This window comes from Kineosporia babensis, assembly GCF_021129305.1.
Classification (GTDB): Bacteria; Actinomycetota; Actinomycetes; order Actinomycetales; family Kineosporiaceae; genus Kineosporia; species Kineosporia babensis.
The window spans coordinates 131,289-151,273 of the sequence record NZ_JAJOMB010000015.1 but is presented as its reverse complement, the minus strand read 5'-3'; the positions used below and the strand labels follow the sequence as shown (position 1 = coordinate 151,273).

At 70.2% G+C, this 19,985-nt stretch carries 18 protein-coding genes; 9 read left to right on the top strand and 9 right to left on the bottom strand.

All coding sequences use genetic code 11. The annotated features are described in order from the left end of the window. Positions 1 to 3: 3 nt before the first annotated feature. The 5 genes from LR394_RS25350 to LR394_RS25330 are packed head-to-tail and all read right to left on the bottom strand — an operon-like array spanning position 4 to position 4,664. Positions 4 to 822, bottom strand: coding sequence for a class II fructose-bisphosphate aldolase (locus LR394_RS25350; RefSeq protein WP_231446581.1), 819 nt, complete (start codon positions 820 to 822; stop codon positions 4 to 6). Beyond that, a complete protein-coding gene (locus LR394_RS25345; protein WP_231446579.1) occupies positions 819 to 1,772 on the bottom strand; it encodes a 1-phosphofructokinase family hexose kinase in 954 nt (317 codons plus the stop codon). The genes LR394_RS25350 and LR394_RS25345 overlap by 4 nt, the downstream gene beginning before the upstream one ends. Then, complete coding sequence (locus LR394_RS25340) at positions 1,760 to 2,881, bottom strand: N-acetylglucosamine-6-phosphate deacetylase (RefSeq protein WP_231446576.1); 1,122 nt, start codon at positions 2,879 to 2,881, stop codon at positions 1,760 to 1,762. The genes LR394_RS25345 and LR394_RS25340 overlap by 13 nt, the downstream gene beginning before the upstream one ends. Further along, on the bottom strand, positions 2,878 to 3,765 hold the full coding sequence (locus LR394_RS25335) for an ROK family protein (RefSeq protein ID WP_231446574.1): 888 nt from the start codon (positions 3,763 to 3,765) through the stop codon (positions 2,878 to 2,880). Before LR394_RS25335 ends, LR394_RS25340 begins: the two co-directional genes overlap by 4 nt. 20 nt (positions 3,766 to 3,785) lie before the next feature. Beyond that, the gene (locus LR394_RS25330) at positions 3,786 to 4,664 is read right to left on the bottom strand and encodes an SIS domain-containing protein (protein WP_231446572.1); all 879 of its coding nucleotides are present in this window, start codon (positions 4,662 to 4,664) and stop codon (positions 3,786 to 3,788) included. A 140-nt stretch (positions 4,665 to 4,804) separates the two neighbouring features. Between LR394_RS25330 and LR394_RS25325 the strand changes: the two genes are divergently transcribed. From LR394_RS25325 to LR394_RS25305, 5 genes are all read left to right on the top strand, one after another. Further along, a complete protein-coding gene (locus LR394_RS25325; protein WP_231446570.1) occupies positions 4,805 to 5,593 on the top strand; it encodes a DeoR/GlpR family DNA-binding transcription regulator in 789 nt (262 codons plus the stop codon). Between the two features lie 423 nt (positions 5,594 to 6,016). After that, positions 6,017 to 7,225 carry a Gfo/Idh/MocA family protein gene (locus LR394_RS25320; RefSeq protein ID WP_231446569.1) on the top strand — a complete coding sequence of 403 codons (1,209 nt, stop codon included), beginning with the start codon at positions 6,017 to 6,019 and terminating at the stop codon, positions 7,223 to 7,225. A 44-nt stretch (positions 7,226 to 7,269) separates the two neighbouring features. Beyond that, positions 7,270 to 8,511: an ABC transporter substrate-binding protein gene (locus tag LR394_RS25315; RefSeq protein WP_231446567.1), complete on the top strand. Its 1,242-nt coding sequence runs from the start codon at positions 7,270 to 7,272 to the stop codon at positions 8,509 to 8,511. An 8-nt stretch (positions 8,512 to 8,519) separates the two neighbouring features. After that, entirely contained in the window at positions 8,520 to 9,452 is a 933-nt protein-coding gene (locus LR394_RS43195) for a carbohydrate ABC transporter permease (protein WP_231446565.1), read from the top strand. Beyond that, the gene (locus LR394_RS25305) at positions 9,445 to 10,275 is read left to right on the top strand and encodes a carbohydrate ABC transporter permease (protein WP_231446563.1); all 831 of its coding nucleotides are present in this window, start codon (positions 9,445 to 9,447) and stop codon (positions 10,273 to 10,275) included. Before LR394_RS43195 ends, LR394_RS25305 begins: the two co-directional genes overlap by 8 nt. Here LR394_RS25305 and LR394_RS25300 read toward each other — a convergent pair. Together LR394_RS25300 and LR394_RS25295 are read right to left on the bottom strand one after the other, a co-directional pair. Then, on the bottom strand, positions 10,164 to 12,350 hold the full coding sequence (locus tag LR394_RS25300; RefSeq protein WP_231446561.1) for a TerD family protein: 2,187 nt from the start codon (positions 12,348 to 12,350) through the stop codon (positions 10,164 to 10,166). The genes LR394_RS25305 and LR394_RS25300 overlap by 112 nt on opposite strands. Positions 12,351 to 12,522: 172 nt before the next feature. After that, positions 12,523 to 15,405: a glycoside hydrolase family 2 TIM barrel-domain containing protein gene (locus LR394_RS25295; protein ID WP_231446559.1), complete on the bottom strand. Its 2,883-nt coding sequence runs from the start codon at positions 15,403 to 15,405 to the stop codon at positions 12,523 to 12,525. Between the two features lie 90 nt (positions 15,406 to 15,495). On the opposite strand from LR394_RS25295, the gene LR394_RS25290 reads away from it, so the two are divergent. Then, positions 15,496 to 15,939 (top strand): SufE family protein, encoded by a 444-nt coding sequence (locus tag LR394_RS25290; RefSeq protein WP_231446558.1) that lies wholly within the window; start codon positions 15,496 to 15,498, stop codon positions 15,937 to 15,939. Continuing rightward, positions 15,936 to 16,709: a dihydrofolate reductase family protein gene (locus tag LR394_RS25285; protein ID WP_231446557.1), complete on the top strand. Its 774-nt coding sequence runs from the start codon at positions 15,936 to 15,938 to the stop codon at positions 16,707 to 16,709. The genes LR394_RS25290 and LR394_RS25285 overlap by 4 nt, the downstream gene beginning before the upstream one ends. Before the next feature lie 51 nt (positions 16,710 to 16,760). Here the strand turns inward: LR394_RS25285 and LR394_RS25280 are convergent, their stop codons facing one another. Beyond that, positions 16,761 to 18,047, bottom strand: coding sequence for an alpha/beta hydrolase (locus LR394_RS25280; protein ID WP_231446556.1), 1,287 nt, complete (start codon positions 18,045 to 18,047; stop codon positions 16,761 to 16,763). Positions 18,048 to 18,157: 110 nt separating this feature from the next. Here LR394_RS25280 and LR394_RS25275 point away from each other — a divergent pair, with 110 nt between their 5' ends. Further along, the gene (locus tag LR394_RS25275) at positions 18,158 to 18,640 is read left to right on the top strand and encodes a hypothetical protein (RefSeq protein WP_231446555.1); all 483 of its coding nucleotides are present in this window, start codon (positions 18,158 to 18,160) and stop codon (positions 18,638 to 18,640) included. A gap of 59 nt (positions 18,641 to 18,699) precedes the next feature. Here the strand turns inward: LR394_RS25275 and LR394_RS25270 are convergent, their stop codons facing one another. Continuing rightward, the gene (locus LR394_RS25270; protein ID WP_231446553.1) at positions 18,700 to 19,416 is read right to left on the bottom strand and encodes a hypothetical protein; all 717 of its coding nucleotides are present in this window, start codon (positions 19,414 to 19,416) and stop codon (positions 18,700 to 18,702) included. A 134-nt stretch (positions 19,417 to 19,550) separates the two neighbouring features. Here LR394_RS25270 and msrB point away from each other — a divergent pair, with 134 nt between their 5' ends. Beyond that, positions 19,551 to 19,979 (top strand): peptide-methionine (R)-S-oxide reductase MsrB, encoded by a 429-nt coding sequence (msrB, locus tag LR394_RS25265; RefSeq protein ID WP_231446551.1) that lies wholly within the window; start codon positions 19,551 to 19,553, stop codon positions 19,977 to 19,979. Positions 19,980 to 19,985 lie beyond the last annotated feature (6 nt).

Sequence of the window (19,985 nt, the reverse complement as noted above, 5' to 3'; positions counted from 1 at the left end):
TTTTCAGGGGCGGGCGAGCAGGAGCAGCAGGCGCTCCACCTCGTCCGCCACGGCGATCCGGCCCGGCACGATGTACTTGCGCGGGTCCACCACGCGCTCGTCGGCCGCCAGTTTCTCCCGGATCGCCCGGGTGAACAGGCCGTTGAGGTGGGTGGAGATGTTCACCTTGACCAGGCCGGCCCGCACCGCGTCGGCCAGTTGCTCGTCCGAGACCCCGGACGAGCCGTGCAGCACCAGCGGGACCGGCACGTTCTGGGCCAGGGCGGCCAGCAGCTCCAGGTCGAGCAGGGCGGTGCGCTCGGTCATCGCGTGCGAGCTGCCCACCGCCACGGCCAGGCTGTCCACGCCGGTGGCCTGCACGAACGCCTGGGCGTCGGCCGGGTCGGTGCGTACCCCGGGGGCGTGCACCCCGTCCTTGCCGCCGACCTCACCCAGCTCGGCCTCGATCGGGACGCCCTCGGCGTGGCAGAACTCGGCCATCGCGGCGGTACGGCGCACGTTGACCTCGTAGTCGTCGGACGAGGCGTCGAACATGACGCTGTGCACGCCCAGCCGGACCGCCTGCTGCACCAGTTCCTCGTCCTCCGCGTGGTCCAGGTGCACCACGGTGGGGACCTGGGCGTTGCGGGCCACGGCCAGGGTGCCGGCCAGGATCGGCTCCAGCGAGCCGTGGTACTGCACGCAGTTCTGGCTGATCTGCAGGATCACCGGCAGGCCGGCCGCCTCGGCCCCGGCCACGATCGCCTCGGCGTGCTCCAGCAGGATCACGTTGAAGGCCCCGATGCCGTGGCCGTTCTCCTTGGCCTGCTGCAGCACGTTCATGACAGTTCCTCCTCGAAAGCACGGACGTCGGCCGGGTCGACCTCGCCCGCTCCGGGCTGCTTGACGGCCGCGGCCCCGAGGGCGGCGGCGAGCTTCAGGGCGTTGCGCAGATCGTCGCCCCGGGCCCAGGCCAGGGCGAATCCTGCGGTGGCGGCGTCGCCGGCCCCGGTGGGGTTACCGCTGACGCCACGGACCGCCGGCTGACTGACGACCCTGCCCTCGGCAAAGGCTACTAGGCCGCCGGCACCTTGGGAGACGACAACTGTCGTGGCACCGAGTTGCTGCAGGTGGGTGACGGCGGCGTGGAGTTCCGGGGCGATGCCGACCGGCCCGTCCGAACTACTCACCAGCGGCAGCCTGTTATCATTCGTGGCCTGAATTGCCTCTTGGGCGTTGGGTTTCAGGACGTCAGCACCAGCTCGGGCCGCGGCCAGCAGCGCCTCCCCCGACGTGTCCACCAGAACTTTTGCCCCCACCGCACGCACCGCTCGCACCAGATGCTCCAGCCACTGCGGGTCCAGGCCGGGCGGGAGCGAACCGGAGATCACCACCGCACAACCCGGTTCGCACTCCCGGACCGTGGCCTCGATCAACCGGCCGCCCTCGTCCTGCGTCAAGGCCGGGCCGGGCTCGTTGAACAGGGTGGGGTGCCCGACCGGGTCGACCACGGCCACCGTACTGCGTGTCTCCCCCGCGATCGGGACGATGGAGGCCGAGATGCCCTCCGCGTCCATCATCGACGAAACCCATTGCCCCGAAGCACCACCCAACGGGAGCACCGCGACCGCCGGCTCACCGAGCGTACGTAGCACACGCACGACGTTGAGCCCCTTGCCGCCGGGCCTCCTGGACACGTCCGAAACTCTTACGGTCGAACCGTTCTCGTAGACCGGGACCCGGTAGGTGACGTCCGTCGCCGGGTTCGGGGTGACGACGATCAGGCGAGCCATGTGCCCCGCCTGGCCACCCGCGCGATCTCGGCCACCCCGTCCGGGAAGCGCAGTTCGATCAGGTCGGCCGGGTTGCCGGGCTGGAGCGAGTGCCCCTGCAGGCCGAACACATTCGCTGCGGTGGCGCTGGAGACCGCCACCACCTCGGGCACCGGCATGGCCCGGTTGAGCAGCCGCAGGGCCGCCGTCATCAGCTCAGTCGTGCTTCCGGCCAGCGAGTTTCCCTCGACCAGGGTGGCCACACCGTTGGCCACCACCACTTCGGAGCCGGCCAGATCGTAGGTGCCGTCGCCCAGGCCGGTGGCCGACATCGCGTCGGAGACCAGGACCATGCGCCCGGCCGCCGCCCGGCGGGCCACGTCGATGACCTCGTTGCTCACGTGCTCGCCGTCGGCGATCAGCTCCACGGTGATGCGGGCGTCGCTCAGTGAGACGCCGACCGTGCCCGCCCGACGGTGGTGCATCGGAGCCATGCCGTTGAACAGGTGGGTGGTCACCCGGGCGCCGTGATCGATGGCCCGGCTGACCGTTTCGGTGTCTGCGTCGGTGTGACCGACGGCCACCACCACACCCGAGGCGACCAGCTCGTCCATTGCTTCGAAGGCTCCTGGCAGTTCCGGAGCAATGGTGACCATGCGAATGCCGCCCTCACCGGCTGCGAGCAGATCGGCCACATCGGCGCGGTTGGGCTCGCGGAGCAGGTCGGGATTGTGCGCTCCGCGGCGGGCTTGGGACAGCCAGGGGCCTTCCAGATGGATGCCGGCCAGTCGTCCTTCGCGGACCAGGGGGGCGAGTTCTTTTACCCTGGAACGGGTGTCGCTGAGGGTGCCGGTGGCCAGCGAGGCGATGAGCGTGGTGCTACCGGCTGCATGATGGTGGTCGAGCGCGGGTTGCGGGTCGACGCCCGGAGTGGCCAGATCGATGCCGACGGCGCCGTGGACGTGGGTGTCGACGGCGCCGGGGATGACCACGTCAAGGGTTTCGGATGCCGGTGAAGGTGCTTCTCCGGAGCCACGTTCCAGCACTACGCCGTTCTCGATCCGAAGCCAGGCCGGGCCGTCCTGGCTGGTCGCGTCGACCAGGCGGCGAATCGCGATGACGCCGTTCATGCGCGCTGCTCCAGACCGAGCAGGGCTGCTCCGACGGCCGCGGCTGCGTCTCCATGGGCGGCGGGCATCAGTTCGGGCGTGCGTAGGCCAGGCAATCTGCGCTCCAGTTCTTCGCCCAGTGGGACGATCAGTTGCCGGCCCGCCAGCGCGAGTCCGCCACCGATGACGATGACGGTGGGGGCCACGGTGACGGACAGTCCGGCGAGGCCGTCGGCCAGGACGGTGATGGTTTCGTTCCAGACCTGCTGCGACACAGCACTTCCCCGGGCCGCGGCCGAAGCGACCTCCCGGGCGCTGGCTACGCCGGCCCGCAGCGCCGTGGCCCGGGCCGAGGCAACTTCCTCCAGACGCTGGCCCTGGAACTCGCCGTGAGTGATCAGCAACTGGCCGATCTCACCGGCGTAGCCCCCGGCGACCAGCGGCTTGCCGTCGATCAGCACGGCGGCCGCGACACCGGTGCCGACCGGGACGAAGGCCACCACTCCGGCACGGCCCGCCGCCGCGCCGGTGCGGGCCTCGGCCACGCCTCCGGCGCGTACGTCGTGCGACAACGCGACCTCGGTACCGAGCCGTTTGGTCAACTCCTCAAGCATCGGGACGTCCCGCCAGCCCAGGTTGACCGAGTACACGGCCATGCCGCTGTCCTCGTCCACCACGCCGGGCAGAGCCACGCCGACCGGCAGCTGACGATCCTGGGTGAGCGCGTCCCGGACCTGGGCAACCGTCTCGACCACGCCCTCGCCCGTCGGATCCGGGCTGGGCGTGGGCAACCGATGGGCCGCCAGGAGCGACCCGTCGCTGCTCAGCAGCACCCCCTTGACCGAGGTGCCGCCCACGTCGATCCCGACCGCCTGGGCGCCTGCACTCATCGTCGCGGCATTCATGCTCCTGATCGTTCCACCTCTCAGCCGAGGATGACCGAGCGGGTGAGCGATCGAGGACGGTCGGGGTCCAGATCCCGGGCTTTGGCCAGGCCGATCGCGAACCTCTGGGCCACCACCAGGGCGGCCTGCGGGTCCAGGTCGTGCTGCACCAAGGTCGCCCCGGTGGCGGCCACGTCCTCGGTCAGGCCTTCCGGAGCCGGGCCGAACGACCAGACCAGGCGGCCGGGCTGGGCGATCGCGATCGGGCCGTGCCGGTAGTCCATCGCCGGGTACGACTCCGCCCAGAACTGGGCCGCCTCACGGGTCTTCAGTGCCGCCTCACTGGCCAGGCCCACCGTCCAGCCGCGGCCGAGGAAGGTGACCTGGCCGGCGCCGAGCAGGTCCTCGATCGGCACCTCCAGGGCCCGGCGGCCGTGCTCGACCAGGGCGTCCAGGTCGGGCCTGCTGGTCAGCGAGCTGCGCAGCAGGGTCAGGGCACTGGTCGCGAACCGGGTCTGCACCACCGACTTCTCGTCCGCGAAGCCCATCCCGACGACCGCGTCGGCGTGCTGCGCGGCGGGAGCGTCGGGGACCGCGGTGATCAGGGTGCTGGGTGCGCTCAGCCCGCTCAGCAACTCGATGATCTCGGTGGTGGTGCCGGATCGCGAGATCGCCACGACCCGGTCGTAGTCCCGGCCGCTGGGGTACTCCGAGCCGGCGAAGGCATCCGTCAGCCCGTCGCCCGCGCTCTCCCGCAGAGCCGCGTAGCTCGCGGCGATGAACCAGCTGGTGCCACAGCCCACGACCGCCACCCGCTCGCCGCGCGCGGGCAGATCGGTGCTCACGGTGGCCGCCAGCTCGCCGGCCAGACGCCAGACGTCGGGCTGGGAGGAGATCTCGGCATCGACGAAAGTGGTCATGTCTCATCCCAAGGGGGTCGGGGTCCGCTTCGATCTCAGACTAGTTCTGATCGATATTCAGGCATACGATCAGAATTGACCACAGCGAGTCAACCCCCAAGGCCTTCACGTGAGAGCATGGGGCAGGTGGATGGAGAGAGATGACGGCCCAGCAGCGGCTCAACAAGGTGCTCGAGTTCGTCACCGAACGCGGGAACGTCTCGATCGCCGACGTCGCCGAGGCCCTGGACGTCTCCCCCGCCACCGTGCGGCGCGACCTGAATCTACTCGCCCAGCAACGCCTTCTGACCCGCACCCACGGTGGGGCCTCGGCACTGGGCTCGGGGTACGAGCTGCCGCTGCAGTACAAGCTGGTGCGCCAGGCCGACGGCAAGGCGGCGATCGCCAAGGCCGTGGCCGGGCTGGTCTCCCCCGGCGATTCGGTGGGGCTGAACGGGGGCACCACCACCAGTGAGGTGGCGCGCGTGCTCGGCTCCAGCGAACGGCTGCTGGCGCGCGGGTCCACGCCGGGCATCACCATCGTCACCAACGCGCTGAACATCGCCTACGAACTGAGCGTCCGTGAGCACGTGAAGATCGTGGTCACCGGCGGAGTGCCGCGCTCGCAGTCCTACGAGCTGGTCGGGCCCCTGGTCGCGGCCACGCTGCGGGAGTTCAGCCTGGATCTGGCCGTGCTCGGCGTGGACGGCCTGACCGGCCGGTTCGGTGCCACCACCATCCATGAGGGCGAGGCCGAGGTCAGCCGGCAGATCGCCACGGTGGCCCGGCGGGTGGTGGTGGCCGCCGACTCCACCAAGCTCGGCCGGACCACCTTCGCCCGGATCTGCCCCCTTGAGCAGATCGACACCCTGGTCACCGACCTGCCTCCGGCTGCGGACGTGGGTGCTGCACTGGAGGCTGCCGGCGTCGAGGTCATCGTCGCCCCCTGAGTTGCGTGGGCGGGTGGATGGATGTCGCACCTGGCGGCCCGTTGTCGCAGATTTGGGCGCTGAAGAGGCTCATTTCTGCGACTGAGCGCCGCCAAGTGCGACAAGCTCCCGCCAAGTGCGACCAACGGCCGCGCGGTGCGACAAGCTCGATGGCCGCACGACAGGGCGCCGGCACCGCTCAACCGGCCTAGGGCGCCGGCACCGCTCAGCAGGCCTAGGGTGCCGGAGCGCCAGCCGCGCGGCCCATGAAGTCGCACCGCCTGCGCCCCTTTCGTACCGTTCGCGCCCTCCTGTGTTGCTTCCACGTTACTTCTGGCGATCCGGCACCGGCACACCCCTAGGCGGGCTCGGATTAGACCGCTACTGTCTATTCACGCTCATTCGGAGCCTGGATTAGTCAAAATCGATCAGGAGCCGCGCAGGATGATCACTTCGGGTCTGTCGGTAGCGGTGGTGGGTTGCGGCGCTCGCTCGGTGATCGGGCTTCACGTGGCTGAGGTCCGGCCGGGAGCACGGGTCACGGCGGTGGTCGACACCGAGCCGGAGGGCCGGCGGCGCGGGGCGGAGATCTTTGCCGGTGCTCAGGTGTTCGAGAGCGTCGCGCAGTTGGTCGCGGCGGGCGGGGTGGATGCCGCGATCGTGAGCACGCCGGACCATGCGCACGCCGACATCGCGGTCGAGTTGCTGCGCAACGGTATTGCCGTGTACCTCGAAAAGCCTCTGGCCACAACGCTGGAAGATGCGGACCGGGTGCTGCACGCGGCGGCGGAGACCGGGACCAAGCTCTACGTGGGGCACAACTTCCGGCATTCGGGGGTGGTCCGGGCGCTGCGTGGGGTGGTGGAGCGCGGCGAGATCGGCGAGGTGAAGGCCGTTTGGGTGCGGCACTTCGTCGGCAACGGCGGTGACTACTACTTCAAGGACTGGCACGCCGAACGGGCCAAGACCGGAACCCTGCTGCTGCAGAAGGCCAGTCACGACATCGACGTGGTGCACCACCTGGCCGGTGGCTACACCCGGCAGGTGGTCGGGATGGGCGGGCTGGTTCTGTTCGGCGGCATCCAGGACCGTCACGAGCGCCCGGGCCAGACCATGCCGGACTGGTTCTCGATGGACAACTGGCCACCCGGCAGCCACACCGGGCTGAATCCGGTGGTCGACGTCGAGGACGTTTCGATGATGCTGATGCAGCTCGGCAACGGGGTTTTCGCCAGCTACCAGCAGTGTCACTTCACCCCGGACTACTGGCGCAACTACACGGTGATCGGGACCGAGGGCCGGGTGGAGAACTTCGGCGACACCGCCGGTGGGGTGGTGCGGGTCTGGAACCGCCGCCATCTGTGGCAGGCCGAGGGCGACGCCGAGTACCCGATCGAAGGGGTGAGCGAGGGTCACGAGGACGCCGACCGGCTGACCATGGCCGAGTTCCTGGAACACGTGGTCTCCGGCGCCCCCACCCTGGTTTCACCCGTTGCCGCCCGTGAGGCGGTGGCCGCCGGTGCGCTGGCGGCCGAGTCCCTGCGCAACAACTCAGTCCCGCATCTGGTACCCGAACTGCCCACGAACGTCCTCCATCACTTCCGATCCGGCGCGGGCAACGAAGCCCCCGCCACCGAAAGGGCCGAGCAATGAACAACTTCTCCCGTCGCAGTCTGCTCCTGGGAACCCTCGGTGCCATGACCGCCCTCGCCGCCTGCGGGGGTGGGAGCGACAGCTCGGCCGAGGGTTCCGAGTACACCGAGCCGGCCGCGGACCTGAAGGCGCAGCTGACCTACAGCGTCTGGGACCAGACGCAGGTGGCCGCGCTGGAACAGAACATCGCCGCGTTCAACGAGAAGTACCCGGGGATCGAGGTGGCGATCAGCGTCACCCCGTTCGCGCAGTACTGGACCAAGCTGCAGACCCAGGCCACCAGCGACACGCTGCCCGACCTGTTCTGGATGAACGGCCCGAACTTCCAGCTCTACGCCGCGAACCAGAAGATCGACCCGATCACCGGCCCGGTCGAGGCCGGCGCGATCACGCCGGCGAACTATCCCGCGGCGCTGACCTCGCTGTACAGCCTGGACGGGGTGCAGTTCGGGGTGCCGAAGGACATGGACACGATCGGCGTCTGGGTGAACAAGGCAGTGTTCGAGCAGGCCGGGGTGGACGTGCCGGGCGAGGACTGGACCTGGGACGAGTTCCAGAGCGTGGCCCAGCAGATCTCGCAGAAGCTGCAGAGCCAGGGCATCTACGGCGGGGCCGGTGGGATGGACGGCCAGACCACCTACTACAACACGATCTTCGAGGCCGGCGGCGAGGTGATCGCCGACGGCAAGTCCGGCTACCACAGCCCGCAGGGCCAGGAGGGCATCGGGTTCTGGGCCGATCTGATCGCCTCGGGCGGCTCCCCCAGCATCGCCCAGCTCACCGACACCACCGCCGACCAGTGGTTCACCTCCGGCAAGCTGGGCATGTACTGGGGCGGCAGCTGGTTCCGGGCCGCGCTGGCCGGCACCGACATCGAGAGCGACATCGTGGTCCTGCCGTTGCCGAAGGGCACTCAGCAGGCCACCGTGATCCACGGCGTGGCCAACATGGTGGCCGCGAACTCGGCGAACAAGCAGGCCGCGCACGCGTTGCAGGCCTTCCTGGCCGGAGAGCAGGCGCAGCAGCAGCTCGGTGAGGCGGGCTCGGTGATCCCGGCCTACACCGGCACCCAGACCGCCTTCGCCGAGTCGATGCCCGAGGCCAACCTCCAGGTGTTCCTGGACGCGGTGGAGTACGCCAAACCGCTTCCGGTCAGCGCCAACACCACCGCCTGGAACGAGCTGGAGGTCAAGTACCTGCCCGACGCCTTCTCCGGGACCAAGCCGGTCGCGGAGGTCACCCAGGAGCTGGCCACGCAGATGGACGCGGCTCTCACCAAGGAGTGAGCACTCAGGTGACCACCACGACGCAACCGGTGCGGGCGCCGTCCTCGGACAAACCGAAGAAGCCGCGCCGCGACGGATTCTGGCCCTGGCTGTTCGTCGCGCCGCTGGGCATCGGGATCGCGGTGTTCTACCTGTGGCCGATCGTCCAGACCGCCTGGTTCTCGCTGACCGAGTTCGGGGTGTTCGGCGGCACCACGTTCACCGGGCTGAGCAACTACCAGGAGCTGTTCAGCAACGGCGATCTGTACAAGGCGATCGGCAACACCCTGCTCTACACCGCGATCGTCCTGCTGAACGTGCCGATCGCGGTGGTGGTGGCCAGCCTGCTGAACACCCCCGGCCTGCGCGGGGCCTCGGTGTACCGGGTGCTGTACTTCCTGCCCTACGTGGCGATGCCGACCGCGGTGGCGATGGTCTGGCGGATCATCTTCAACGGCGACTTCGGTGTGCTGAACCGGGTGCTGGGCTGGTTCGGCATCGACGGGCCGTACTGGATCAGCACCCCGGGCGCGGCGATCGTTGCGGTGTCGGTGGTGGGACTCTGGTCGAGCATCGGCTTTTCGGTGATCGTGCTGGGCGCCGGGCTGAAGCAGATCCCGCCGGAACTGTACGAGGCGGCCGAACTGGACGGGGCCTCCCGCTGGCGGCAGTTCCGCTCGATCACCGTGCCGCTGCTGACCCCGAGCATCGCGTTCTTGTCGGTGGTGACCGTGATCGCCGGGTTCCAGCTGTTCGACATGCTGTACGCGGTGCTCGGCACGACGAACATGAACGCCACCGTGTTCGACAGCATGTCTCTGGTCTACCTGTTCTACCAGGCCGGTTTCGTGACCAACGACAAGGGCCTGGCGGCCGCGGTGGCGATGGTGGTGCTGGTCCTGGTGGCGGTGGCCACCGCGATCCAGTTCCGGCTGCAGAAGAAGTGGGTGCACGTTGACTAGAGCAAAAGGCCCACGGCGGAACAACATCGGCGTTCACCTCGCGCTCAGCCTGGGCGCCGTGGTGATGATGTTCCCGTTCGCCTGGCAGATCCTGATGAGCCTGTCGACGAACGCCGAGGTGCAGTCGGTGACGCCGCACCTGTGGCCGGAAACGCTGCGCTGGGAGAACTACGCCGAGGTGTTCCGCCAGCTGCCGTTCCTGGACCAGCTGGGCAACAGCCTGTTCATCACGGTGGTCCGGGTGCTCGCCCAGATCGCGTTCTGCACACTGGCCGGATACGCGTTCGCCCGCATGCAGTTCCGGGGCAAGGCACTGGTGCTGGCCGCGGTGCTGTCGATCCTGATGGTGCCCTCCCAGGTGTACCTGCTGCCGCAGTACGAGATCATCCAGGATCTGGGGCTTCTCGGCTCGGTGGGTGGTCTGGTGCTGCCCGGGCTGTTCAGCGCGTTCGGCACGTTCCTGATGCGGACCGCCTTCCTGGCGCTGCCGGCCGAGCTGGAGGAGGCCGCCCGGCTGGACGGGGCGAACCCGTTCCAGGTGTTCTGGCACGTGATGCTGCCGCTGATCCGGCCCAGCATCAGCGTTCTCGCGATCACCGCCACTCTCTGGTCGTGGAACGAGCTGCTCTGGCCGCTGGTGGTCACCACCGAGAGCAGCAGCATGCCGCTCTCGGCCGGTCTGGCCACGCTGATCAACGACCGCACGGTGAACTATCCGGTGGTGCTGGCGGCGAGTCTGCTGGCCACCGCGCCGGTGCTGATCCTGTTCATCGTGCTGCAGCGCCGGGTGATCGACGGGCTGGCGACCTCGGGGATGAAATAGCGGACGTCGGTGCTCCCGTTCAGAGCAGTTCGGCCAGAAGGGTTTCGGGCGAGCGGACGTCGTAGCTGCACTTCTCGTCCAGCCCGAAGGTCAGGTCGGCGGCGGCCCGGTCGGCAACCACCTCGGCACCCCGGGCGGTGGTCACGAACCTGACCACCTCGGCGACCGAGGCCCGGGTGCCGGCCCGGCGCAGGAGACTGCGCACCAGCTCGGCGGTGGCGACCTCGGTGCCCTCGACCTGCCGGTGGTAGCCGCGACCAGCCCAGCACCGCCTCCGGCAGCTGGGCGAAGGACGGGCCGCTGAAGCGGTAGACGGCCGGTACCAGGTAGCGCCAGCTCGGCTGGGCCCGGGCGTGCTCGAGCCGGATGTCGATGAACTCCTGGGCGCCCTCGGGGGCGTCGGTCAGATCGCCGGAGTGGGTCAGCGGACCGTCGGTCAGGTTGGTCCAGGAGACCTGGGAGACCAGGTTCAGCTTCTCGTCCAGAGCGAGCAGCGAGAGATCCAGGTCGGACTCATGGTCGCCGGGTTGCCGCCAGTGCACGAACATCCGCAGGACCGGGGCCTGCCCCAGGGCCAGCCGGGAGCCGCGCTCGATCTGGGCCAGCCCTGGGGCGGTGGAGCGCAGCTGGGTGGGCAGCAGCACCCACTCGAGGGCAGGGTCGATCCAGACCTTCTCTCCGGCCGCCGGGCGGGCCGGATCCTGCTGGGCATTATCCCGTAGCCGGTCCTCGAGCAGGGCGAGCGCCCGGTTGCGCAGGTCTTCCGGCAGGGCCAGGTGCCCGGCCGGGCCGGGGATCGGCAGGGCCGCACCGCTCTTGGTGAACGCCAGCTGAGGGTAGACGGCACCATTGTTCCGGATCTGACCGTAGGCCGCCCACAGCACCTTGGAAGGCACCTGGACTCCGCCCAGAGCCTGCAGAACTTCTTCGGTCTGGCCGATCGCGGTCGCGGTGTGCAGCAACTGGCGCAGCCGGCGCACCAGCAGAGCCGGGGCCTCGCCGGCGAGAGTGCGCGCGGCCTGGGCCACTTCGCCGGTCTGGATCAGGACCTCGGTGCGGGAGAGCAGGCTGCTGCGGTCGCGCCGGTCGGCCCGCAGCCGGGCGAACACTTCCTGCACGCGCGGTGCCTCGAACTCGGACAAGTGCAGACCACGAGCCACGGCCAGCCACAGACGGCGCCGGCGGAAGACGTCCGGCAGCCGGGGTGATGCTTCCAGGGCTGCGACGACCGCGCGGCGCTGGGCCCGGGTGAGCTTGGGGTAGGTGATCTTCTCGGTCAGCGTGACGTCGGATCCGGTGAGCTCGGCGAACAGCCGCAGCAGATCGTCCGGTGTGACCTCCAGATCCGGCAGAGCAGCCGGATCGGCCTGGAAGATGCGGCGCAGCAACAGGACCCGGGTCTCCAGGAAGCGGACCTCGTGAAAGCCGGGCAGGTCTTCGCCGAGTACGGCGGACTGCAGCACCAGGTCGAGCGCGGCGTCCAGGTCGGCCCGCACGTCGCTGCGCAGGGAGGTGGGCGAGTCCAGGCCCGCACGGACGAACTGCTGCAGCCGGGCTCGCAGTTCCGGCTCGTCGACCAGGGTGACCGGGATGAGCTGCTGCAGGTCGTCACCGGGGAGGGTGAGCTGGAACTCCCGGTCCCGCCGAGCCTTCGGCACGTCCTGTGGCACCGAGGAGGCCGGCCACCAGCCGATCGCGGAGAAGTCACGGCAAGCGCGCAGATCCTCGGCGGTGCACTCGTCCGGAGCCCGTTCTTGCGCGATCACGGCCAGACGGACCTGGGCCAGGGCGAAACGCAACTCTGCCAGGTCGAAGTCGGGCAGCCGATCGGGAAATCCCGGGAACAGCGGCGCGTAGTCGCCCTTCTGGCCACGCTCGTCGCGGGACCAGCCGGCCCACCGGGCGGCCTGAGCGGCGCAGCCGACGGTGAGTGCCCCGGGATTGGCGAGCGCCAGCCCGGCCTCACGCAGCTCCAGGGTTGTAGCGGCGCCGAGTTCGGCGGTGGGTGAACCGGTCTCGGTAGCGGGCCGCAGCAGCACCCGGCACCGCCGGAAGGCGATCTGCTCGATGGACACGGGTGATTCCCCTCGGCGCGGGACAAAGACAGACGTGGGCCGGCCCCAGGGACCGGCCCACGCAGGTGAGGAAAGTGCCAGGACGTAGCCGACAGAAGTTCGAGACGAAGGATGTCCCGGCTAGGCCTCACGCCTTAAGGTGCCAGGCCACGCAGCGGCCTGGCAACCCGATTTAACCCTGAATGTGCTCCAGCAGCAGAGTCACCCGGCCCGGCCGGGCGGCCAGACGGTAGCGCGGCAGCACGCCCTCACCGCAGGCCGCGGTGCCGACGCCGGACTGGAACAGGTCGATCGACACGTGGGTACGGCCGTCCGCCTGCAGCAGGTGCTGGTGCGTGGTGCTGGCCAGAGTCTTGCGGCTGTACGGCGAGACCGTCACCGCAACTTCCTCGGCGCCACCGGAAGTGCCACCCGGCAGAACCGTGACCGCGAGCGTCCCCTGTTCGGTACCGATCGACGCCCTGCGCACCCCCGCGCGGGCACCGCTCTCCTGCGGCAGCACGAACGGGGTGAGCAGCTCGTCGGCATCGGCGTGGTGGTCGCCCCAGTACGGGCCGGCCGCGATGTCAGGGTAGGACGGGCCCGGGCCGAGGCCCCGCCAGTCCATGCCCTGCGGAGCGCCCTCGAGCACGAGATCCACGCCCAGTCGCGCCCATTCGACCGGCCAGACACCGTCCGGGGTGAGGCCGATCTCGACCGTGACCGCCGTGTCGCTCACCCGGCGCCAGGTGTACTCGGCGTCGACCGCGCACTCGCGTCCGGGCGGAGCAGTGCGGGTACGCACAACCAAGGCGCCGTCCCGCTCCTCGGCCGAAACCACGCGGGTGCGCAGCCGGTCCAGGCCGAGCTCTTCCCACCGGGCCGCATACGGCGGCTCCTTGATCTCGTCCCAGCCCGGGCGACGGTCGTTGTCGGTCGGCACCCGCCAGAGGCTGACCACCGGGCCGTCCAGCTTCAGGCCGCCGAGCTGCTGCAGCCGCAGGCTGACCGCGTCGAACGCCTCGCGCTGCGGCACCGAGGTTTCCAGCGGGACCTCGGCCGGGTTCAGCCAGGCCCGCTGACCGCGGGCGATCACGTGGCCCTCGGCCGCCCACTCAGGCCGGTCCAGGTGAACCGCTTCCACCGTGATGATCTCGGCGTCCTGCTCGGGCAGCGGCACCTCGACGGTCTCCCACGGGGCCACGGTGTCCAGCTTGAGCTCACCGTCGGCCGCCTGCTTGCCGTCCGACTCGGCCCGCCAGACGAGGCGCAGGTGACTCAGGTCGCGGTGGTCGTGCCGGTTCTGGATGCGAATACCCGTGTCGCTCACGTCGATCCGCACCGGCGCGTACCAGTGGGCCAGCGCGGTCAGGCCCGGGCGCACCTTGCGGTCGGCGCTGACCAGACCGTCGATCACGAAGTTGCCGTCGTGCGTCTCTTCTTCGAAGTCGCCGCCGTACAGGTAGCCCGTGCCGTCCTCGGTCCGGATCCCGTGCTCGATCCATTCCCAGACGAAACCGCCGGCCAGGCGCGGGTACCGGTCGAACAGGTCCTGGTACTCGCCCAGGCCGCCCGGGCTGTTACCCATCGCGTGCGCGTACTCGCACTGGATGAACGGCAGCTCGCGGCGGTGCATCTCGGCCGCGGTGGCGCTGAACGGGGCCGGCGTGAGCACCTCCTCGCCGATCTGCCGGGTCTCCTCGAACGAGGCGTACATCCGGGAGTACACGTCGACGTACGTGCTGCTCCAGTCGCCTTCGTAGTGGATCAGCCGGGACGGGTCGAAGGCCCGGGTCCAGGCGGCCATCGCCTCGAGGTTCTCGCCGGTGCCGGCCTCGTTGCCCAGCGACCACATGATGATGCTGGCGTGGTTCTTGTCCCGGTTCACCGTGCGGTGCATCCGGTCCAGGTAGGCCTCGCGCCAGGCCGGGTCGGCGCTGGGGTTGTGCTTCCAGTCCAGGTCGACGAAGCCGTGGGTCTCCAGGTCGCACTCCAGCACGACGTAGAAGCCCATCTCGTCGGCCAGGCGCAGCAGCTCGTGGTGCGAGGGGTAGTGCGAGGTACGGATCGCGTTGACGTTGTGCTGCTTCATCAGGACCAGGTCCTGGCGCAGCCGCTCGGCCGAGAACACCCGGCCCTGGTCGGGGTCGTGCTCGTGCCGGTTGACCCCGCGGATCTGGATCGGCGCGCCGTTGACCAGCAGCACCGAGTCCTTCACCTCGACCCGGCGGAAGCCCAGCTGCAGCTCGACCGTCTCGGTCTCGGTCTGCAGGGTGGCCGCGTACAGGCGCGGGGTCTCGGCGGTCCAGGGCTCGACCTGACCGGCGCCGATCACCCCTCCCCCGGTGACCTCCACGTCGATCTCCAGCTCGGGCACCCGGAACCGGCCGGAAGCCTCACCGTTGAACTCCACGGTGAGGTCGATCGTGCCGGTGCCGTCGGCCGCCTCGAAGTCGGTGACCGCGAAGACGTCCCAGATCCCGCGCTCCGGCACCGCGACCAGGTCGACGTCCCGGAAGATGCCGGGCAGCCACCACATGTCCTGGTCTTCCAGGTAGCTGGCGTCGGAGAACTGGGCCACCCGGACGGCGAGTACGTTGCCGGCGGCGCGCAGCGTGCCGGTGACGTCGAACTCGTGGGTGAGCCGGCTGCCCCGGGTCTCGCCCAGCAGCCGGCCGTTCAGCCGGACCTCGGCGGCCGACTCGATGCCGTCGAAGCGCAGCACGGCGTTGTCCAGGAACTCCGGCTCGGCGTCGAAGACCAGCCGGTAGTCACCGATCGGGTTCTCGGCCGGCGGGTGCGGCGGGTCGATCGGGAAGGGGAAACGGGTGTTGGTGTAGGCGGGCTTTCCGTGTCCCTCGAGCACCCAGTGGGCGGGCACCGGGATGGTGGTCCACTGCTCGCCCGTGGCCCAGCCGGCGTCGTCTGTGTCCCACCCGTCGTCCGGCGCGGCGGCCAGGCCGGGAGAGACCCGGAACTGCCAGGTGCCGTTCAGGCTGCGGCGAGGTGCGGAGGAGACGAGGCGGGCGCGGGGAGAGCGGGACCCGGCGCCGGGCCCCTTCCGGGCGATGTTCATGACGGCAGGTTCTCAGAGGAACGTGACGTCCACGACGGCCGGGTCGGCCATTAGTGCTACTTCGGCACGGGACGTGACAGGATCGGACCCGTGGCAGACACCCTTCCGGCGGCCTTCGCCGAGATCGTCGACGACTTCAACGCGCTCGCCGTGAAGAACCGGCTGGAGCTCCTGCTGGAGTTCAGCCGTGAGCTGCCCGCCCTGCCGGAGAAGTACTCGGGCGACCACGACGCGATGGAAGCGGTCACCGAGTGCCAGTCACCGGTGTTCGTCAAGGTCGAGACCGGCGCCACCCTGGCCGATCCGGCCCAGATCTACTTCGACGCCCCGGCCGAGGCCCCGACCACCCGCGGCTTCGCCGGCATCCTGGCGGCCGGGCTGGAGGGGCTGAGCGGCCAGGAGATCCTGGACGTGCCCAACGACGTGCCGCAGCGCCTGGGCCTGTCCGACGCGGTCAGCCCGCTGCGGCTGCGGGGTATGGCCGGGATGCTGGCGCGGATCAAGCGCCAGGTGCACGAGGGCACCGCTTCGTGACGGTGCTGCAGCTCCTGCTGCCGGGCCGGGCCGAGGTGGGCAACCTGACCACCGATCCGGAGCCCACCGTGCAGGCTCTGGCCGACCTGTACGCCTACCCCGAGCCGGTGCCGGCCCGCGGCTGGGTGCGGGCCAACATGGTCAGCAGCCTGGACGGTTCCGCGGCCGGGCCGGACGGGCTCTCCGGCGCGCTGGGCGGGGCGGTGGACAAGGCCACGTTCAAGGTTCTGCGTGGGCTCTGCGACGTGATCCTGGTCGGCGCGGGCACCGTGCGGGCCGAGGGGTACGGCGTTCCGCCCGCCGATCCGGCCTTCGCCGAGCACCGCCGCAGCCGGGGTCAGCGCCCGGCGCCGGTCCTGGCGGTGGTCACCCGCAGCGGTGATGTGCCCAGCGAGGTGCTGGACGGCTCCACATTCGTGATCACCACCGCCCAGGCGGATCTGGGCCGGCTGCGCGCGCTGGCCGGGCCGGACCAGGTGATCGTGGCGGGTGAGGACGACGTGGACGTGGACGACGCCGTGCGGGTGCTCGCCGGGCGGGGTCACCGGCGGGTCCTGCTGGAGGGCGGGCCCTCCTTGCTGGGCCACGCGCTGGCCGCCCGCCGGATGGACGAGTTGTGCCTGACCTGGGCTCCCACGTTGCTCGCGGGTGGTGGCCCGCGGATCGCGCTGGGCCCGGACGTGCAGGTGACGGCCCGGCCGGCCCATCTGATCGCGGCCGAGGACGTGCTCCTGGGGCGCTGGCTGGTTCAGACCGTCCCCAACCACTGAGAACTTGAGACGTTGTACGCACCGTGCGCACAACGTCTCAAGTTGGGTGTCTCACAGACGGAGCAGGAACCGCGCGACCGCGGACTCCCAGGTGTTCTGGTCCACATTCCATTCCTTGCAGTGCCGCGCGCCCTCGACCGACACGTAGGTGACCAGGTCGGGCCGCGCCTCGGCGAACTTCTCGGACGGGGTGGAGGGCACGAACTCGTCGTCCTTGCTGTGGATCAGCAGGATCGGGTGACGCACCTCGGCGGCCCGGGAGACCCAGTCCAGCCGGTCCAGGTCGACCGGGGCCTCGGTCCCGGCCAGCCGCCAGGCCGAGCGGTGCGAGAGCACGCTCTGCCCGAGCCGGCCCACCGCCGGTGGGAGCTTGTTCACCCGTGCCTGGTGAGCCAGCGTGTCGCGCCAGTCCATCACCGGGGCGTCCAGCACCAGCCCCTTGACCCGGTCCGCGGTCCAGGAGCGGGCGACGGTCTGCATCACGATCGCCCCGCCCATCGACCAGCCGAACAGCACCACCTCTTCGGCGCCGTGCTCGGCCGCGTAGACGATCGCGGCCTCCACGTCCCGCCACTCGGTGTCGCCCAGGTGGTAGCGGGCGAGCGGGCCGACCGGGGGCACCGGCAGGCCGAAGGTGCTGCGGTAGCCCGCGACCAGTGAGGTGAAGCCCAGGCGGTGCAGTACCGGGAGGGCGCGCAGGCATTCCTCACGGGTGGCGCCGCGGCCGTGCACCAGGATCGCCCAGGGCCCACCGGTGGGCGCCGACCCGCTCTTGAGCTTGGTGCTGCTCTGGGTACTGCCGGCCGCGCTGCGCACCGAGGCGCCAGCGGCGTGCTCCTCGACATTCAACTCGGCGCCGGGCACCAGCCAGCCGTGGAGCGTGGAGTCGCCCTCGATGGTGACGTCGCTGAACGGCAGGCCCAGCGCGGTGAACGGGTCGCCGGCGTAGTAGTACTGGTTCAGCCGGGCCTTGCCGGGTTTCAGCCGGCCCGAGTCCACTCCCAGCAGCGGCCGCCGGACGGTACCGGCCACCGTGTCGTACGAGGTGACGTCGCCCACCCGGGCGTGCGTGCGGCCACCGTCCTGCCAGAGGCCGTAGCGGCCCGGCATGGTGGTCTCGTCGTCGGCCCGCAGCGTGACCACCTCACCCTTGACCGCGACCACCTCGACGGTCTCCGGCCGGTTGGCGTCGGGCGTGACCACCCGCCGGGCGAAGACCGTGGCCGCGGTGGCGGCCGCGACCCCGGCCGCGATGGCCGACGAGGCGCCCGCGACCGCGGCGGCCACCGCCAGCCGGCGCACGCCGTCCGGCACCTGCTGCCCACCCAGGCGGCTCATCGAGCTCCTCCAGCAGTCTCCGTAACGCTCATGCCCCCAATTCTGCCGACCGAACCGGTCCCCAGCGACGCCGGGGAGCCGGGAAGTCGCCGGGCTACTAGGCTGATCTTGTGACTCCGACGCCATCGATCCTGGTCCTGACCGAAGTCGCGCTGAGCGAGGAAGACGCCGTTCGGCTCACCTCGGTCCACGCCGAGAACCACCCTTCGTACCATCTGCTGGTCCCCGCCGACGTGGAGCGCAACCTGCTCGCCGACGTGCTCGACCACCTGAGCCTGTTCCAGCTGCGCGAGGCCCTGGAGGCGGTGCGCGGCGAGGACGAGCCCAGCCGGACCGAGGCCGCCGACGCGCTGGCCCGTTCGCTGGCCGCGTTCAGCACGGCCGGGTTCACCGCCACCGGCGAGGTGGTCGAGGGCGACCCGGTGAACGGGCTGGACAAGCAGGTGGCCACCCGCAGCGCCGACGAGGTGATCGTGGTGACCCGCCCGCACGCGGTGGAGGACACCTTCCACACCGACTGGGCCTCCCGGGCCCGCGAGGCGCTGGGCGTGCCGGTGCTGCACGTCTACGCGGGCAGCAGCTTCCTCGGCTGAGGATCAGGCATTAAGAAACCCCCCGGTGCTCACCGGGGGGTTTCTTTGCGCCGGGCGTGCTAGCGGCGCTGCGGGATCAGGGTCCAGCCGAGCGCGAAGAGCACGAACGCCGACAGCATCGACAGGTTGCTCAGGTTCGCCGGGGCATCGTCGATCCGCAGCGTGGCCAGGCCCAGCCAGATGGCCAGAACGATGACCAGGGCAGGCATTCCGGCCGAGCCCGGGTCGGTGCGGAAGGCCGCCATCTGGGTGGCCCAGGGCCGCGGGCGCACCGTGGTGCGGGCGTGCGCGGGGTCGGTGTCGTCCACCACCTCGACCACCTCGACCTCGGTCTCGCGGGGCAGCCCGCGCAGGATCAGCTGGATCCCCTGGGCGACCATGATCAGGGCGGCGATCAGGGCCGGGATCCGCAGCATCATCCCGGCGCCGTCGGCCTGCTGGTCGGCCATGCCCAGCAGGATCCCGAGCACGAGAACGGCTGCGCCGAAACCGATCCGGCCGGGTGAGGAGATCGTCGCCGTCCGGGTGGCGGGCACTGGTTCCCGGCTCACCGGCTCGTCCCGGTAGGCCGGCTCCCGGTACGCCGGATCGCGGTACTCGGGCGCCGGCGGGGCGGCGCCAGCGGTGCCCGCACCTCCGGCCACCGCTGAGGAAGCAGTCTCCTCGTGCAGCGGCTGCTCGACCGGTGGCCCCTTGACCGGCTGCTGCAGCGAGTCTCTCATCGGCCGGTCGGTGGGGGCATCGATCGGCCTGCGCGAACCTGTTTCGCTGGTCATGGTGTCAACTCCCCGATGCGGTGAGCGCGTTTCACTCTCCGGCCAACGTACGGCCGAACGGGTGAGCCCGACACTCGAGAGTGCCCCTCGTAGGCTGAGGGAACTACCGGGCACGCGACCTTGTTGAGGCGGACATGGCAACCAACAGCACCAACCGGATCTACCCGCTGCAGCTCACCAACGACGAGTGGCGCACCAAGCTGACCGCCGAGGAGTACCACGTGCTGCGCGAGGCGGGCACCGAGCGCCCGTTCACCGGTGAGTACACCGACGACCACACCGAAGGGGTGTACAACTGCCGGGCCTGCGGCGTGGAACTGTTCCGCAGCACCGAGAAGTTCGACAGCCACTGCGGGTGGCCGTCGTTCTTCGCCCCCGCCGCCGAGGGCAAGGTGGAGTACATCGAGGACGTCTCGCTGGGGATGAAGCGGGTCGAGGTGCGCTGTGCCAACTGCGGCTCGCACCTGGGCCACGTGTTCGAGGGCGAGGGCTACGCCACCCCGACCGACCAGCGCTACTGCATCAACTCGATCAGCATCCGCCGCGAGCCGCTTGCGGGGTAACTGGTC

Coding starts and splice junctions, on each gene's coding strand:
- LR394_RS25350 (WP_231446581.1), bottom strand. CDS start 822: ATGAACGTGCTGCAGCAGGCCAAGGAGAACGGCCACGGCATCGGGGCC.
- LR394_RS25345 (WP_231446579.1), bottom strand. CDS start 1,772: ATGGCTCGCCTGATCGTCGTCACCCCGAACCCGGCGACGGACGTCACC.
- LR394_RS25340 (WP_231446576.1), bottom strand. CDS start 2,881: ATGAACGGCGTCATCGCGATTCGCCGCCTGGTCGACGCGACCAGCCAG.
- LR394_RS25335 (WP_231446574.1), bottom strand. CDS start 3,765: ATGAATGCCGCGACGATGAGTGCAGGCGCCCAGGCGGTCGGGATCGAC.
- LR394_RS25330 (WP_231446572.1), bottom strand. CDS start 4,664: ATGACCACTTTCGTCGATGCCGAGATCTCCTCCCAGCCCGACGTCTGG.
- LR394_RS25325 (WP_231446570.1), top strand. CDS start 4,805: ATGACGGCCCAGCAGCGGCTCAACAAGGTGCTCGAGTTCGTCACCGAA.
- LR394_RS25320 (WP_231446569.1), top strand. CDS start 6,017: ATGATCACTTCGGGTCTGTCGGTAGCGGTGGTGGGTTGCGGCGCTCGC.
- LR394_RS25315 (WP_231446567.1), top strand. CDS start 7,270: ATGACCGCCCTCGCCGCCTGCGGGGGTGGGAGCGACAGCTCGGCCGAG.
- LR394_RS25295 (WP_231446559.1), bottom strand. CDS start 15,405: ATGAACATCGCCCGGAAGGGGCCCGGCGCCGGGTCCCGCTCTCCCCGC.
- LR394_RS25280 (WP_231446556.1), bottom strand. CDS start 18,047: ATGAGCCGCCTGGGTGGGCAGCAGGTGCCGGACGGCGTGCGCCGGCTG.
- LR394_RS25270 (WP_231446553.1), bottom strand. CDS start 19,416: ATGACCAGCGAAACAGGTTCGCGCAGGCCGATCGATGCCCCCACCGAC.
- msrB (WP_231446551.1), top strand. CDS start 19,551: ATGGCAACCAACAGCACCAACCGGATCTACCCGCTGCAGCTCACCAAC.